Here is a 15,711-nt window from a genome sequence, read left to right as displayed (position 1 = left end):
CTCCCTATTTAACTTTTATATTTCTAAAAACTCCAGCTGCTTTTGATGCTTTTAAAGCTATTGCTGCACTCATTTCAACTTCTCCTGTTTTTACTGCTCCAGAAGTAGTGAAATCTGGTAACCATGTTTGCACAGGTGATACACTAGCCATTGATACTCCATGTAAACCATCTAAACCAAGTCTTGCAACATATAATGATGTTGTTCCTTTTGTAGTATCTGTAGCTACTACATCATCATTTGTACCAGGCTTTGCTCCTAAATCAACAAATGGTACATTTCCGTATGATTCTATTTGTTGGCCAAAACTATTTAGTTGTGTTTGGTACATGCTTGCTCTTCTTGCACATGCTCTTAACTTAGATATCAATTTAGTATTTCCTGCTATAAATGATGGAGTTCCATCTAGACCTGTTAAAAACTCATCCAACATATCTAAAAATGCCATATAATTTGTTGTAATAGCTTGTGAAGTAGATAAGTCTATTGAACTGTCACCTAAATTATATTCTGTTGAACTTCCAGCTAGAGCTTTCTCTAAACCATCAAATGCTTTTGAATCTACTGCACTATCTCCATTTATAAATGTATCATTAAAAAGTGCTTGAGCTGCCTTTATTTTTTGTGCTTGTTGAAGCTCAACTTCTGATACAATACCACCCATATTAGCTATAACTCTATCTATTTGGTAGCTACCTCCAAATACCTTTAAATCAACAGAATGTCTTTCTTTAGTTACTTCATGTGGTATATATTCTTTGTTTATTTCTCTAAATGCTGCTGTTGGCTGAGTTTTAAGTCTTGTATAAGAATAAGTAAGTGTAGACCCTCCTCCTGTTGGTGAAACAGCATCATCAAATGTTAAGTTATCTAAAATCCAGTTTGACTTTCTAAATTCATCTATAACACCTATTTGTAAATCATCTTGTACATTTTTACTAGCTTCTTCTAATGTAATTGCCATATTTATTTTCCTCCTTTAAAATTACTCTTTAGCCATTTGAGACTGTATTTTTGCTTGTATAGCATCTTTCATACTCAATTTACTTGGTTGATTAGAGTTATCTATATTATTTCCTCCATCACTACCAAATTTAAAACCTAATTTAGGACTACTTTGTTTCTCTTCTTTAAATAAAAATTTCTTTGATTCTTGAATAGCTTTTAGTTGTTCTTCTATTCCAGCAACTTTTCCATCATCACCCAAAATTAATTTTGATTTGTCAAATAAACCTGCTGCTAACTCTTCATCATGAACTTTACCTGATATTGATAACTTAATGGCATTACTAAGTTTTAAATCTTGTAATTCTTCTTGATATTTAATATCTTTATTTTTATTTTCTTCTTGTAATGTTTCAATTTGCTTTTTTAATTCTTCTGAATTTCCACTATTTATTTTTAAGTTTTCTAATTGTTTATCTCTATCTTGTATATCATTTTCAAGTTGTTTTTTAGCTGTATTTTCTTCATCAAATCTTGTTTTAGGTATGTAATTTTTAAGTTCTGAAAGTGATTCTGATTCTGCTTTTTTAGCAAGTTCTTCTGTTAATCCTAATGCGATAAATTGTTCTTTATTCATTTTATCTTTCTCCCTCTTCATCTTCATTTTTTAACCTGGTCTTGCCCAGTGATGAGTTTATAGTTAACGCCCAAAACAACAAAATGGCGATAAAAAAAGCACCTACTTAACTTTAAGTAAATGCTTAATTTTTTTGTATAGCTTTCTCTGCCCAATGAATGTCATCCTTTAAATCGGAATTGGGATACTTTTTTTCAAGTTTTTTTAAGATTTCAATAAAACCTTCATTTTGAAAATTATATGAAATATCTTCAAAATATCCACTTATAAACCAAATTCTATACTCATTACATTCATTTAATAAAAATTCTTCAGTATCTTTTAAATCTTTGCTAAGTATATCAACAATTTCATACCAATGTTTATCTAAATTAGGAGATGCTCCATTTTGTGTCATGGACTCTATATAATCTATATTACTATATATTTTATCTTTATCAATCAATGTAATCACTTCCTAATATTTTTTGCCTTTTATTGAAAAAATGATTCTTTTCTTCTTAATTAATTTATTTAGTATTCACAAGTCAATCTTATATCAAATAACTTAATCTTCTTGTATGGCTTGTTCTGCCCAATAAATACTTAGTTCCATTTTTATATTAGGAAACTTTTTCTGTAAACTCTTAATAAACTCTACAAACTTGTAACTTTGTAGTCCACTTGATATTTCTTCAAAAATTTGACTCAGACAATGAATTTCCTCTTCATTGCAATCAGTTAAAAATTCTATAGTCTCATTTACATCTTCTGTGAAAATTAATGGAAATTCGTCCCACCATTCACTGGGAGGTTCACCACCACAAGCAGAATGCCATTGTACACATTTTATCATAAATTCAACTTTATTTCTATCAATCATTATAATCATCCTTTTAACAGTATTCAATTTTTATTAAATTATATCAAAGTTACAATTAAATCTATTTTTTACTTTAGATAAGTAACTAATCTTATTATAGATACATGTGAAGAATAGTAGTTATATATTCTTTTCAGTTAATTCTAATAAAATTTGATAAAAATGACCCTCTTTATCTTGGATAAACTCTGAGTAATAATAAAAATTTATAATTATTGTATTTCTCAGATGATAGTATTAAATATGATGTGAGAGATTTTTCCATTTAATAATATTTGGTTTTTGCAAGCTCTACATAGTGATATTCCTGTCTCAACTATTCCTTAACTACAATCAAACCCACTTCCTACTTTTGCTGGTTTAGCTATCTTATGTCTGTATTCTTCTCTCTTATTCACATTACCCCCTCTTGTCCAAATAATAAATACATTTTCTTTAATTCTAATTTATAACTCAACTCTTTTAAAAATTTCTATTTAGGGGCAAAACCATGAAATAAACATAGAAAAGTATATACTTTAACTTAATTTTTAATTTAAATTTATTTATTTTTTTAAAAAAACTTATCTATTTCTTTTTTTACAGAAGGATACCAACAAGACTCTTTATTTGGTGTAAAACTTGGACAATCATAACTTTTACTTTCAATATATTTCTTGGGAATTTCTTCATACATAGAACAACTCAATTCATTATTTTTCAAAAACACATTTTTACAAGCACTGCATAAAGGAGGATCTAAGATAACTGCACCAAAATCACAGTCAAATCCACTTCCTATTTTAGGTAATTTACTCATTTTATCACCTCTATGTATAAATATTATTAGTTACTTTTTTCTTTCCATCAAATACAACAAAATTCTATAAAAAACACTTTCTTTATCTGGAATAAACTCTGAACAATAATAAGATTCATAATCATTATATTTCTTAGGAACATTAGTAAATATAACATAAAAGAATTTTCCATTTTCTAGTCTTTAATTACAAGCAAATCTACTTCCTATTTTTATTAGTTTAATTATCTTACATATGTATTCTTTTTCTCATTCTTCTCTTTTATTCACATTACTCCATCTTCATCCAAATAATAAAGGCATTTTCTTTAATTCTAACTCAACTCTTTTGAAAATTTCTACTTAGGAGGAAAAACAGTGAAATAAACACAAAAAGTATATACTTTAACTCAATTTTTTAATGTAAACTTATTCATTTTCAGAAAAAAACTTATCTATTTCTTTTTTTACAAAAGGATACCAACAAGTTTCTTTATTTGGTATGAAATTTGGACAATCATAGCTGCTACACTCATTATATTTATGAGGGATTTCTTCATATATATAGCAACTTAACTCATCATTCTTTAAATACAAGTTTTTACAAGCATTACATAAAGGAGGATCTAAAACAACTGAACCAAAATCACAGTCAAATCCACTTCCTACCTTTGGTAATTTACTCATTTTATCACCTCTATACTTAAATAATATTAATTACTTTTTTCTTTCCATCAAATCCAACAAAATTCTATAAAAAACACTTTCTTTATTTGGAATAAACTCTGAACAATAATAGGATTCATAATCATTATATTTTTGAGGTATAGTGTTAAATACAACACAGGAAAATTTTCCATTTTCTAATCTTTCATTTTTACAAGCACGACAAACTGGCATATCTACAACTACGCCTCCCAAGTTACAATCAAATCCACTTCCTAACTTTGGCAAATTATTAATCTTATCTTCATATTCTTCTTCTGCCTCTTCTATTTTATTCACATTACTACCTCCACATCCAAATAATAAATATTATTTTCCATTTTAACACCTGTCACTTTATAACTCAATCCTTTTGTAAATAAAACTTCTTCTTGATATTTATATTTATCCTTTGCTATATTCTTTATATACATAGCACCATGATATCCTTTTGGAACTTTTATCTTCATAAATATATTTCTTCCAGGATAGTCAAATGGATTTAAGCTTGTTGAGGTGAACCCTTTATTAATTATTTTAAGTCCAATTAATCTTTCTATATCCCTATAACTTATTCTGTCATTCTTAGAAAATATTCCCATGTACTGTGGGATAGTTTTTCTATATACAACTATATCTTCATTAATAACACCTTTAGCCAAAGCCTTATCTAATATATTTATCTTATCTTTTAGAGCTTCTATTCCTTTACCTGTTGTTAAAGCAGTATTAATTTTATTGGCTCCAAATCCTGTATAATACCTAATTACTTCTTTTTCATCATCAGTTAACTTTTCTAATTCTTTTGATAAAACTTGTTTTAATTTATTATTTCTAGAATCTAAATATTTTGATGTACTAATTATATCATCATTTCTTAATTTTTCTCTCCAAGAATCTCTTCTTAAATAGCTATGCTTTAATAAATGCTCCTTCATTTGATTTTGATATAATTCTAACTTCTTATGTGCATCTTCAATGTTAACAATATCTAGGTTGCCAGCTTCTATTCTTTTCCATCTTCTTATATTTCTCTCAATTTCTCTTTGTTTCTGCTCAACATTATATCTTTCAAGAGCATCTTGTTTTTCTTCTTCTGTCAAAGGTTTAGGAATTTCATTAATTTCAGGAAAAAATGTAGTTGGATGATGTCTACAGTTTGGGTGTAAAAAACCTAGAGCCATAGCTTCACTTAATAAAGGATATCTTCCTTCTTTTGAACTTCCTTTACTATATACATCATCAATTAATACTCTTCCTTGCCAAGGTAAACACAGTGGACAAGTATTTGTATGATTTGATGTTATGACTGTATGTACTCCATACTCATCTCTTTTTATACCTTCCCCCATTAGTGTTACACGCTGATTAGCTGTTCTTATACTCATTTCTGCATAACTAGATATATTTACTTTTCTGCCATTTTTATATGTAATACAATTTATTCCTTTGTCTAAAAAATCTTTAGTAGCCATATCTACTGCTTGATTTACTGTCATAGCCCCATTATTTACATACATTTGAGATTTGAATATTGTTTGTCTATAGACATCATCCATTTTTCTAAGTGCAGCATGATTTGCATTATGTAAATCACCTTTAACAGATTTAATAAGACTAAAAACTTTATCTTCATTTATTTTAAAAAAGCTTTTTTCTTTAGGCTCAAACATGTTTTTAAATTTAGAACTTACTTTATTTAGCGTCTTACTAATAAAATTTTCTGACCTTTTAGACCCATTTTTAAAACTAGATTTTAGTAACTTATCTGTTTCTCCATCAATTATCTTTTGATAATCTTTTATTATACCTTTATTTCTCTTTTGAAATTTCTTTATTTCCCTTAATTTAGTTTTCTGCCACTGTTCCCACTTAAAACCTTCTTTTAATTCTTCTGACTCATGCAGTTTCATGTTTTGTTTCATTGACTTCACTAAATCAAGTTCCATATCGCTATAAATAGATGATATATCATATGGATTTAAAGCCAACTAGACCACATCCTCATTGACTACATCATCATTCATTCCATCTATATTAGTTGCTGGTTCTTCTATGTCCATTAGTCCATTTTCTTCTTTTATCCTAAGAACTTCTTCTGCTTTCTTTTCATCACTCATAGTATCACCATAAAGCTCATCTACAGCCATTTCTGTGCTCATTATTCCATAACTTTTAGCTTTACCTACTGTATCAACTACTGTATCAAAACTTGGTGTTGAGTATTCACCAAAACTTATAACTGGATTATATTCTCCTATAGTTCTTTCATACAATAAATCATTAACTTTAAGTACAGTTGATACTATCTCTGGTATAACTTCATTTAAAACATCTATTATTTTACCTCTAGTATATAAAGTTGTTTTTTCTTTTTCTCTTTGTGATTCTGCACTATCCGTTTTCTTCAAATCAATACCAAGAGTAGCAGGTGATATAATACCTTGTAAACACATATCTATATTACTTGCATAGGTATTTACATATGCTTCATAATTAATTGATGGCTGCTGAATTTCTATTGTATTTTGAGAATCTTCAGCTAAACTAGATGCTATAGCTATATATTTATTATCAAATGAATTAGATTTAATAATTTCTCCTGTTACTGGATTTTTAGGAAGTAAACTTTCTGGTATATATTGTTTAACTCTTCCATCTCTAATAGCATCTACCCATTGACTTATAGTTTCATCTAAAGCATCAAAGCTGTCTGACTTACTATCAAATATACTTTTCCCTCTACCTAACCATTTAGGTGATTTAAAAAACATCATAGGTACAGACATTAAAAAATCACCTTCATAGGTGATATCTTTTAACTCTAGTGTTTCATCTAAAGTACTTAATGGAACGTCTTGACCTCTGCTATCAATCAATTTATTTATTATGTATCCTTTTCCAAATATCTCAATTAAAGTGTATGTTGAATTATCCTTTGAATATTCTGTAAGAAAGTGTACTTCAGATAGTCTACCTCTTTTAAATTTATAATCTACTCTTTCACCACTATAATATTCTATAATTGGATTAGTAGTTATATCTGTATCTACTGTTATTTTAAAAGCTCCATCTCCTGTTACTAAAGTTTCAATAATAGACTCTCCAATAAGTTTATTAAAATGATTATCTTTACTTATATAAGTCCATAAATTAGTCAATTCTTCTGTATCAAGTTCTATTTTATCCATATCAGCTACAACTATATCTGCCAATCTCTCAGCAATCATAGCAGGAATACCTGAATGTACTTTTCTAACATTAAAATCAGAACTAGGTACAGCTGCCCAAAATCTAGACTTACTTACTAAATCATTGGCAGTTTTTTTAAAAAATTGGTCTAATTCAGAAGGTTCTCCTCTATACCAAATTCTATTTTTCATTATATTACCATTAAATCCCAACGGCTCTTTTATTGTAATTTCCCTATCAATAGCTGGTTGTATATTAAGTAACTTTATAGCTGTTTTAGTAGCCATATCTTTTAACCACCCCACATTCTTAAACCTCCAATCTCTTTTTAAATGGTTGTATCGAATACTCTGAACTATCTAGGCAATCAACAGGATAGCTTCCATCATCAACACGAACCCAATTTCCCTTTGATTTTTCATCATCATCCCATATTGCATTTTCAATAGCTTCTACCCATTTATTTAAATGTTTCATAATCTTATATCTACCTTGATTTATTAGTATATTTACAAGCCTTATTCTATCTACTATCCCATCTTTTTTGTAACTTGGTGTTACTTGTATATTTATACCTCTTCGTTTCAATTCATTGCTTAGGGCTTGTCTAAATAACTTGTCTGCACTTTCACAGAATATGTATGTAGAAAATAAAAAATGAGGATAGGTATCTGACCACTCCTCAATCTTATCGACTATTTCTTTTGCATACTTGTCATGTGTATAACCATGATTTTTCCCTTGTTTATGATAATATCCATCTAACTCTATAATCTCATTATAGCCTTTAGTAAAACCTGTTAGAGTTGCTACAGTTGCATCTGTACCACCAATATCTATGCCTATACTAAATTCAATAAATGTTATATTATTATCTTTTATATAGTTTCTATCTATAACAACTTCACTCTTTTTATATCCAGTATATATTCTTCCTGTTGCTGCTACTCTTCTCCCTAATATATCAGCTTGATACCAAAGTGATGTTTTATCATAGGTTCTTAAAACTTCCTTTAATACATTATTACTTATGCTCAAATTATCTTTTATAGTGAAATGTGAATAATTATATCCCTCATTCTCTCCACTATTTTTCAATTCATCTTGATAATCTAATATGTCTCTATAAAACCAATGACTTGGTGAAAATGGATTTAAATCAAAGAATAACTGTCTTTTACTACTTGCTAGAGTTCTATCAAAAACCTCTTGTACAAATGATTGGTGACACTCATTTACTTCTGATATATAGACTGTTCCATATGAGTTACCTTTTATTCTTGCTGCATCATTTGCTTTTCCTCCACCTGCAATAATAACAATCTTCTCTCCAGTTAAAGTTTGAATATATAATGCATCCCTATTTTTATATTCACCTTCTCTACATCTACCTTCAAATAGATACTGCAAACCAAAACCATTACTATCTATAATGTTCATCTTAGCAGCTCCTAGTGAAACACCTGCTACTAAATGTAATTTATCTGGATGAACCTCTAAACACATAGAATAAGCTATCAAATTTATAATATTCTTACCAGCTCTTTTCCCACCCTCTAGAACATTTAACCAACTACCTTTACTTTTCCTTATGTACTCTGTTTGTCTTATTGTTAGTGGAGAATAGTTAATCATTTTCTATAATCCTTTCGTCTACTGGATTATTTATCAAATCTGCAAGAGCTGTTATTTGTGAATTGATATTAATAGCATCTTTATTTGGTATTTTAGATTTTAATATTTCAATTCTTTGTTTTTGTTCTTCTGTTGCTAGATTCCAATCTTTATGAATCATACTATCATACTGCTTTATAAGGCTTCTAAGTTCACTCATAGCTCTACTCTGAGCATTAAGAAAAGAAGCTTGTCTATCCCATGAAAATTGAAATTCATATTGTATTTCTTCTCCAAACTCTGTTGTTTTTTCTTTTTTGACTTCCTTTATCATTTCTGCCTTATCTTTAACATACATTATCTTTTGTGCTCTTATTATTGCCGCATATTGAATTATTATCTGTTCCCAAAGAATATCAAACTTATCTTTATTTTTTATCTCATTAATTAATTCTTGGGTTTCTTCAGGTAAATACTTTGAGAAGAACCCAAATTTCTCAGCATTCTTATTCTCTTTTGGAGCACCATGTCCAACTGAATTTTTATTATAAAAAGGTGCACCTTTTTTGTTTATAGGTGCACCTTTCCTTTTTTCACTAACCCAGTTGTATCTTTTTATCCATGACTTTAGAGTGTTTAAACTAATGTCATACTTTGCTGATATTTTCTTTTGTTTCATACCTTCTAGGTAATCTTTTTTTACCTTTTCTTTAACATCTTGCAAATCACCACCTCTTTATTTGTTTGTTTTGAGAATAAAAAAAGAACTCTATTTATTGAGTTCTTTATCAAGGAAAGTTTTTTTTGCATAGAAGAAAACTTCCTTCATTTTATTAAATCTATTTTTTAAATTATCTAAAAAAATCTCTTTACCACTTATTTGTGTAATGGTTACTATAGTTAAAAAGCTATTATTGAATATACTATAGACTTTACCCATAATTCCATCAATATATAAATATCCGTATATATTCATCATTACAAATAGAATAATATAAATTAATGTTACTATATTTGTAAATAATCGATATGAATATTTTTTTCTCTCTATAACATTATAGAAAATCTTATTAATTATTTTTACACCAAAGTAACCAATTGGCAAATATAATATTAACTCGAATGTTGTAATACCATATATAATGCCATAAGCATACTTATCAAAATTAGGTAAATAATCTTGGGCAATTTCTAAAGCTACTAAAAATATTGGAATAGCTACTATAGAATAAAACATAAAAGTCATAAATGTAATAAATATTTCCCAAAATTCATACACAATCATACAACTCAACACTAAAATAAGAAAAAATGGTAAAAATAATTTTATTCTATCATCCAATAAACATGAACTTATTGAAAATATACTTAATATTATCTTTATGTATTTATTTTTTAAATTTAAATTTATAACAATCAGAATAAGCCCAAAAAAGAACATTCCAGATAGATATAAAAATTTATTATTTTCATTCAATAGAAAAAACTTTTTATCAAATAATATATATGAAATAATAACTAAAAAAAATCCCAATCCTAAAGTAATTATATGCCCTGTCTTATTCATTTTATAAATTAAATTTTGTTCTTTACTAAGGTTAATTATTCTATTGTAAATATCTATAAATATTTTTTTTATTCTATTTTTTGTCATCTTTATCTCCTCCAAAGTATAAAATTCAACTTTAAAGGTCAATATCCTTCAACAATCATTTAACAACTACAAATATATCTAAATTCATTAGTATGATGTAACAACTAATTTATTTAATTCATTGACTATTTCTTCAATCTTAGGTTTTCCTACCTTTGGTCTTATATGATAATAACATCCATCTTTATTTTTTATGCCAACAAATTCTATCCCCTTTTCTTTTATATAATCTGTCGCTTTACTAATAATATCTTTTAAATCCTTATGACTATCAACACCCCAAGCAAGTATTACTGGTTTTTGAGTATCAATAAATAAATTTATATCTTTTCTATGTTTAGAGAAAATTGAATGTATATCTGGAAGCATATAAAAGTCTTTTCTAAATTTCTTTTCTTCATCAAAGAATTTTCCAGAATTAGGATTCTTTATATCTGACAGATTAATTATATTTACATAGTTCCAATTCATTTTATCCATAATTTCCATAATACAAAACTGAACTGGGTCTGCCTTAGAACATCTAAATTTACTTAAAATTCCTTTTTCTAAAATATCATAACAAGTATAATCAGAGATACTATCTTTATTACTTTCATCAATTAATTCACAACTTCCAGGATTCATCATTATGAAAGTTGCATTTAACTCAGATTCTAGATTATTCTTCCTCTTTATATTTGCAACATTTCTGCATCTAACACTATGACCATTTACTCCATCTTTTATATTGTAAAAATTTCCTTCAACATAAAATTCTCTTTGATAATTACTTGCAAAATAAATTCCCATACTCCACTCTCCCTCTTGTGAGATTTAATATTTAAAACCCCTTTTTAGGATAATATTCTACATCTTTAGTCAATATCCTTTTAATCTATTTTATTTTAAAAAATTGTCTCTCAAGATATACTTTTAATTTCTTTTTTATGTCTCCTCAATCTAATTCATTTAATACATTTTGCACATACAAAGCTAACTTTTAAAATATAAGAATATAAAAGACCTAGAAATTAATCTAAGTCTTTTTAATGGGGGATACATATTATATATTTAAAGGAATAAGTTCTAGGAATTGAACCTGGAATTACGCACCAGCACTTATACATTGAGTGAGGTTACCAAGCCCCACTCTTTTAGACACCTGAATTAAGATACAAAATTGTATGAGATTTTAATCTAAATTCAACTGCTACATATAGTGTATTAATAAAAATATTTTGAACATAGTAAGAATTGAACTTACAACATCCTCATGCCCTGCCTAGTCTGTTCATATAAGCTAGGTGAATCCCTTAACCTAGCTCACATATATATTTAGTTTTGAGAGGGAAATATTCATTTCCACAATACTATTATCTCACATTTTAAATTATAAAATCGGCAGAAAAACGGCAATTAAAAGACCTAGAATTTAATCTAGGTCTTTCATTATACTATCTAATTTTCCATATTCTCTTTCCATTGCTTCAATAGTCACTACCCAATCACGACCAAATTTTTTACAATCAATATTTTCAACTAATTTTCCTGTTGCAACTGCTTTTCTAAGTGTAGAGTCTTTCAAGCTCCATAATTTTGTTGCTTCTGCAAAGCTATAAATGCCCTCAAATCGATTCATAAAATCCCCCTTAATCATTACTATAAAATTGAGTTAATAACATAATATAACAAGATTAATGCTCCAATCAATTTAATAGTGTCATACAGTAATTTCAATAATTCAAATGTTAACTCTTTATACTTATTCATTGTGTTTTCAGTGACTATGTTTTATAATTTAGTTAAGAGGGAAGGTGCAACTTCCTCTCTTAACGTTTTACTAATGTAGGCTATCTATTACCATTTTGATGACTGCTAATAGTGTGCCAACTTCGAGTACGAGTTCAGTTAATTCTTTTATGAGTTTTCTGAACTCTTTTATTTTCTTAGCCACTTTCTTTTCACCTCCTTTCTATACTTTAATTATATCACGTATGCGTGATATTATCAATAACTTCCATATATCTTTTTCACAAAAAAATAGACAGTTATTAACTGCCTATAAATCTAACATCTTAAATAATGGTTCTTGCTCTATTAGTGCTTTTTTACCAAATAAAGCTATTGATATTGAACTAATAGCTTGATTAGCTCTTTCTCTTAATTGTCTTTCTTCTAAGTATACTTTATCAACTATTAAACTCCATTCTAAGCCTTCTATATACCTATGCCTTATAATTTGTTTATGTATTGGTTTTAGATTATTTATAGCCGAATCTATTGTATATTTTAGTGCTTCCATTTCATATAGTTCTATCTGTTTTTCTATTATCTTTTCTTCAAGAATAATTAACTCATTTTCAACTTGATTACTTATTGAATTAGTCTTACTTATAGGAATGCTGTCATAGCTTAAACCTTGCATAAAATCACCTAAATGGCACTCTTTAAGATTTTTTATTTGAAGTTTTAGACTTTCAATATTAATATATAATTGTTTGTAGTTCTCAAGGTGCTTTTTAGTTGCCATAAAAAACTCCTTTTTAACTTTACTTGCCATAACATCACCCCTATTTATCTAAGCTACTTTCTTTTTATTTTCCTTTCTTTTTTTCTTAAGTTCACTATATTCTATCCAACCATCTACCCCATACTTTTTACTCTTAGAAATCCATATAAGTATTTTATCTTGATACTTATAGTCAAAAAGCTTTTTTCTAAGTTCACCTTGTTGTGTACTATATCCTTTCACATCTATATAAACAACTTCACCATTCCATTTATATATGGCAAAATCAACTGTATATGTAATAGCCCTATAGCTTTTTCCATCTTTTTTAAATTTAGGTTGTAGTTCAAACTTTTGTTGAAGTCCAAAATCTTTTATTTCTCCATTTGCCTTTCTTTCTTTTAAATATAAATAATACTCTGACTCATCTTTACTATCAAATTTAATTCCATCAATTATAATTTTTTTATTATTGTATTTACTCAATCAAATACTCCCTTTATCACTTAAAATTACTCATACTTATTAATACTATTTATAAAGTTATAAACCTCATGTACACTATATCCAAACCTTTTAAATCCTTTTACATATATTCTTATTGAACTTGGTATACTTCTACCTACTCTACAATTTTCGTATCCTTGCCATAAATTCTCTTTTTCCTCTTGCTTTATCATTTGAGAAACTGCTTTTTGAAATTTATTTATCCTCTTTACTCATAGCCCTATTAGCCTTATTCCTACATCCCTTACAACAATAAATCTCCTTAGATTTTTCATCAAGATAAAATAGTTTGCCACACCAACTGCATCTTCTTCGTTTCATGAAATCACTCCTTATAATTCCTAAATGATTCAACTAACATTTCAGTGTTTCCACAAGTATCTTCTACAAAGTCTATTTGTCTCCCATTAAACTCTCTTATATAATCTGCTATATCATATATTCTTTGACACTTTTGTTCTATACAGTTACAAATATCATTTATATTTATTTCGTTTGGAATTTCAACCATAACTTCATGTTCTAAAGTTACTTTTTCCTCAAACTTAATTTTATATTTTTTCATTTTAAATCCTCCTTTATTTCGTTTTTGAGAGTCGCAAGACACTTCAACAGTAATTTATATTAAGATACATTTTGAAACTCTCTAAACTGTTTTTGTTAGATATTTCTTCTATCCAAATATAAGTTCTTCGCTATCAAGCCACTTTTTAATACCATCCTCACAATCATATTCAATGTCATCCTTCTTACAGTCATAAATACAACATTCACACACCTGTTTATTATGTAAAAAATCTATCAATCTATTAATAAATAGTGACTCCTTTTCTTGTACTTTCTCTTTAAGAATTTTATTTTCTTCTCTTAACTCACTAATTTCATTAAAAACATCTAAAAGCAACTTTGAGTCTGTCTCATTATCTTCATTTGAAATTCTGTATTCATAAATCCTACCAACCATAAAACTAGTTACTATTAATGTAATACTAGTTAAAATATTCACTTTTAACCATCTCCTCATACTCATCTCTAGCTTTATCTATTGCAGTAAATATATTTTCTCCATTGTCATATAATTCTTTTGCTCTTTTAATTGTGTATTCTATTCTTGAAACTTCCATTATTCCTCCTCAACATATTCAGCTTTCCATCCACTTCTAGTTTTACTCTTCTTTTTAATTGTTTGGTAAACTGCTTGATGTTTCAATCTTAAAAAACAGGCTGCACTATCTAATGATTCAAAAACTTTTTCCTCACCAGTTGCAACATTAGTCAATTTTATTGGTATATCTTTTTTCCTTTTTTTCATTCTTCTTTCAATACCAAACTCTATTAACATTTTTTCAGAAGTTGGATATATCTCTTCTCCATTTCTTGTTACTCCAATTATGCAACAGTACAATGCAAGATAGTTTTTAAGTGTTAAATCATCTTCTATAATATTATTTATAACAGAACCACTAAAATATCTTTCTACTTTAAACACAGCTTATATATCCCCCTATCTAACTATTTTTTAAACTTTTCTTTTTGACTTTTTTTGATTATTTCATCAAGTTCACTAGATGTATATTTAATATATGTTTCTGTAAAGTTAGCAAATTTGGTTTTAGTAACTTGACCAGCATCATTACTAATAAAGTTCCTATTATCCTTATATATCTTTTCTAAAAAATTGAATACCTCACCTTTCTTATTTATAAAGATATATATAGCTTTTAATAATCTATCTTCATCCCAATTTACTACTTTCTTTTTCATATTCTCACTTAGTTTTAAGTGTGTATTTTCTTCAATTATTTCTTTATTTTTATTTACTACAGCACTTGTCTGCGTAGTATAGTTACAAGGTATAGTAGAAGGATATAGTAGATGGGTTTTTCGTTCCGGATTTATATCCGTTTGGGTCGGAAATATATCCGTTTGGGTCGGATTTAAATCCGAGCAGTCGGATATATTTCCGACATGTGGATAACTTTTAGTGTTACTAATTAGCTCTATATATCTATATCCTAATTTATAGTAACTCCATGTTCCTCCTTGTTTTAAAGTAGCATGTTCAAGTATATCTAATTTGTCCAACTTCTTAAGTATTCTATATATTGTGTCTTGCTTTTCTGTATAAAGTATTGGCAGTTCTTCTATCACTCCTGAATAATCAATCCAATAGTATTCAATTCCTTCAATCATCTTTCTTGACATTCTTCCACTTCCTAAAAAATCTACAAACCATCTTAATATAAGCAAATCTCTTATATTGAGACCTAATTCTACTGCTTTTTTCTGACTAAATCCTAATATTGTATATTTCAAGGTATTCACC

General features: G+C 27.7%; 23 protein-coding genes. All 23 read right to left on the bottom strand.

The window, feature by feature from the left end; translation table 11 throughout:
• Window positions 1-4: 4 nt before the first annotated feature.
• On the bottom strand, window positions 5-964 hold the full coding sequence (locus Q3223_RS05045) for a major capsid protein (RefSeq protein WP_407811716.1): 960 nt from the start codon (window positions 962-964) through the stop codon (window positions 5-7).
• Between the two features lie 21 nt (window positions 965-985).
• Window positions 986-1,582: a phage scaffolding protein gene (locus Q3223_RS05040; protein ID WP_407811715.1), complete on the bottom strand. Its 597-nt coding sequence runs from the start codon at window positions 1,580-1,582 to the stop codon at window positions 986-988.
• A gap of 124 nt (window positions 1,583-1,706) precedes the next feature.
• Window positions 1,707-2,027 carry a hypothetical protein gene (locus Q3223_RS05035; RefSeq protein ID WP_223153008.1) on the bottom strand — a complete coding sequence of 107 codons (321 nt, stop codon included), beginning with the start codon at window positions 2,025-2,027 and terminating at the stop codon, window positions 1,707-1,709.
• A 102-nt stretch (window positions 2,028-2,129) separates the two neighbouring features.
• Complete coding sequence (locus tag Q3223_RS05030) at window positions 2,130-2,444, bottom strand: hypothetical protein (protein WP_223153007.1); 315 nt, start codon at window positions 2,442-2,444, stop codon at window positions 2,130-2,132.
• A gap of 553 nt (window positions 2,445-2,997) precedes the next feature.
• Complete coding sequence (locus tag Q3223_RS05025) at window positions 2,998-3,243, bottom strand: hypothetical protein (RefSeq protein WP_407811714.1); 246 nt, start codon at window positions 3,241-3,243, stop codon at window positions 2,998-3,000.
• Between the two features lie 408 nt (window positions 3,244-3,651).
• Window positions 3,652-3,909, bottom strand: coding sequence for a hypothetical protein (locus Q3223_RS05020; protein WP_223153005.1), 258 nt, complete (start codon window positions 3,907-3,909; stop codon window positions 3,652-3,654).
• Window positions 3,910-3,939: 30 nt separating this feature from the next.
• Window positions 3,940-4,227: a scaffold protein involved in DNA repair gene (locus Q3223_RS05015; protein WP_223153004.1), complete on the bottom strand. Its 288-nt coding sequence runs from the start codon at window positions 4,225-4,227 to the stop codon at window positions 3,940-3,942.
• Entirely contained in the window at window positions 4,224-5,918 is a 1,695-nt protein-coding gene (locus Q3223_RS05010; protein WP_407811713.1) for a phage minor capsid protein, read from the bottom strand. Before Q3223_RS05010 ends, Q3223_RS05015 begins: the two co-directional genes overlap by 4 nt.
• The gene (locus Q3223_RS05005; RefSeq protein ID WP_223153002.1) at window positions 5,919-7,424 is read right to left on the bottom strand and encodes a capsid protein; all 1,506 of its coding nucleotides are present in this window, start codon (window positions 7,422-7,424) and stop codon (window positions 5,919-5,921) included. It lies immediately after the preceding gene.
• A gap of 4 nt (window positions 7,425-7,428) precedes the next feature.
• Window positions 7,429-8,754: a phage terminase large subunit gene (locus tag Q3223_RS05000; RefSeq protein WP_223153001.1), complete on the bottom strand. Its 1,326-nt coding sequence runs from the start codon at window positions 8,752-8,754 to the stop codon at window positions 7,429-7,431.
• Window positions 8,747-9,457, bottom strand: a complete 711-nt coding sequence (terS, locus tag Q3223_RS04995) for a phage terminase small subunit (RefSeq protein ID WP_223153000.1) — start codon at window positions 9,455-9,457, stop codon at window positions 8,747-8,749. Before terS ends, Q3223_RS05000 begins: the two co-directional genes overlap by 8 nt.
• A 45-nt stretch (window positions 9,458-9,502) precedes the next feature.
• Window positions 9,503-10,387: a hypothetical protein gene (locus Q3223_RS04990; protein WP_223152999.1), complete on the bottom strand. Its 885-nt coding sequence runs from the start codon at window positions 10,385-10,387 to the stop codon at window positions 9,503-9,505.
• An 87-nt stretch (window positions 10,388-10,474) separates the two neighbouring features.
• Window positions 10,475-11,179 (bottom strand): hypothetical protein, encoded by a 705-nt coding sequence (locus tag Q3223_RS04985; protein ID WP_407811712.1) that lies wholly within the window; start codon window positions 11,177-11,179, stop codon window positions 10,475-10,477.
• A 622-nt stretch (window positions 11,180-11,801) separates the two neighbouring features.
• Complete coding sequence (locus Q3223_RS04980; protein ID WP_227482460.1) at window positions 11,802-12,008, bottom strand: helix-turn-helix domain-containing protein; 207 nt, start codon at window positions 12,006-12,008, stop codon at window positions 11,802-11,804.
• Between the two features lie 420 nt (window positions 12,009-12,428).
• Window positions 12,429-12,929, bottom strand: a complete 501-nt coding sequence (locus Q3223_RS04975) for a hypothetical protein (protein ID WP_407811711.1) — start codon at window positions 12,927-12,929, stop codon at window positions 12,429-12,431.
• An 18-nt stretch (window positions 12,930-12,947) separates the two neighbouring features.
• Window positions 12,948-13,364 carry a DUF1064 domain-containing protein gene (locus tag Q3223_RS04970; RefSeq protein ID WP_407811710.1) on the bottom strand — a complete coding sequence of 139 codons (417 nt, stop codon included), beginning with the start codon at window positions 13,362-13,364 and terminating at the stop codon, window positions 12,948-12,950.
• A 26-nt stretch (window positions 13,365-13,390) separates the two neighbouring features.
• Complete coding sequence (locus Q3223_RS04965; protein WP_407811709.1) at window positions 13,391-13,558, bottom strand: hypothetical protein; 168 nt, start codon at window positions 13,556-13,558, stop codon at window positions 13,391-13,393.
• A 22-nt stretch (window positions 13,559-13,580) separates the two neighbouring features.
• Window positions 13,581-13,706, bottom strand: a complete 126-nt coding sequence (locus tag Q3223_RS04960) for a hypothetical protein (protein ID WP_407811708.1) — start codon at window positions 13,704-13,706, stop codon at window positions 13,581-13,583.
• 4 nt (window positions 13,707-13,710) lie between these two features.
• Entirely contained in the window at window positions 13,711-13,950 is a 240-nt protein-coding gene (locus Q3223_RS04955) for a hypothetical protein (RefSeq protein WP_407811707.1), read from the bottom strand.
• A gap of 108 nt (window positions 13,951-14,058) precedes the next feature.
• Window positions 14,059-14,391: a hypothetical protein gene (locus Q3223_RS04950; protein WP_243193333.1), complete on the bottom strand. Its 333-nt coding sequence runs from the start codon at window positions 14,389-14,391 to the stop codon at window positions 14,059-14,061.
• Window positions 14,375-14,509 (bottom strand): hypothetical protein, encoded by a 135-nt coding sequence (locus tag Q3223_RS04945; RefSeq protein WP_285891509.1) that lies wholly within the window; start codon window positions 14,507-14,509, stop codon window positions 14,375-14,377. Before Q3223_RS04945 ends, Q3223_RS04950 begins: the two co-directional genes overlap by 17 nt.
• A complete protein-coding gene (locus Q3223_RS04940) occupies window positions 14,509-14,874 on the bottom strand; it encodes a hypothetical protein (protein WP_243193334.1) in 366 nt (121 codons plus the stop codon). The genes Q3223_RS04945 and Q3223_RS04940 overlap by 1 nt, the downstream gene beginning before the upstream one ends.
• Window positions 14,875-14,897: 23 nt before the next feature.
• Window positions 14,898-15,701, bottom strand: a complete 804-nt coding sequence (locus tag Q3223_RS04935; RefSeq protein ID WP_021386654.1) for a hypothetical protein — start codon at window positions 15,699-15,701, stop codon at window positions 14,898-14,900.
• Between the last annotated feature and the right edge of the window lie 10 nt (window positions 15,702-15,711).

The organism is Clostridioides sp. GD02367 (assembly GCF_045900275.1).
In the GTDB taxonomy this organism is placed as follows: domain Bacteria; phylum Bacillota; class Clostridia; order Peptostreptococcales; family Peptostreptococcaceae; genus Clostridioides; species Clostridioides difficile_A.
Note: the sequence above shows the minus strand (reverse complement) of the source record. Positions and strands in the feature narration are given on the sequence as shown.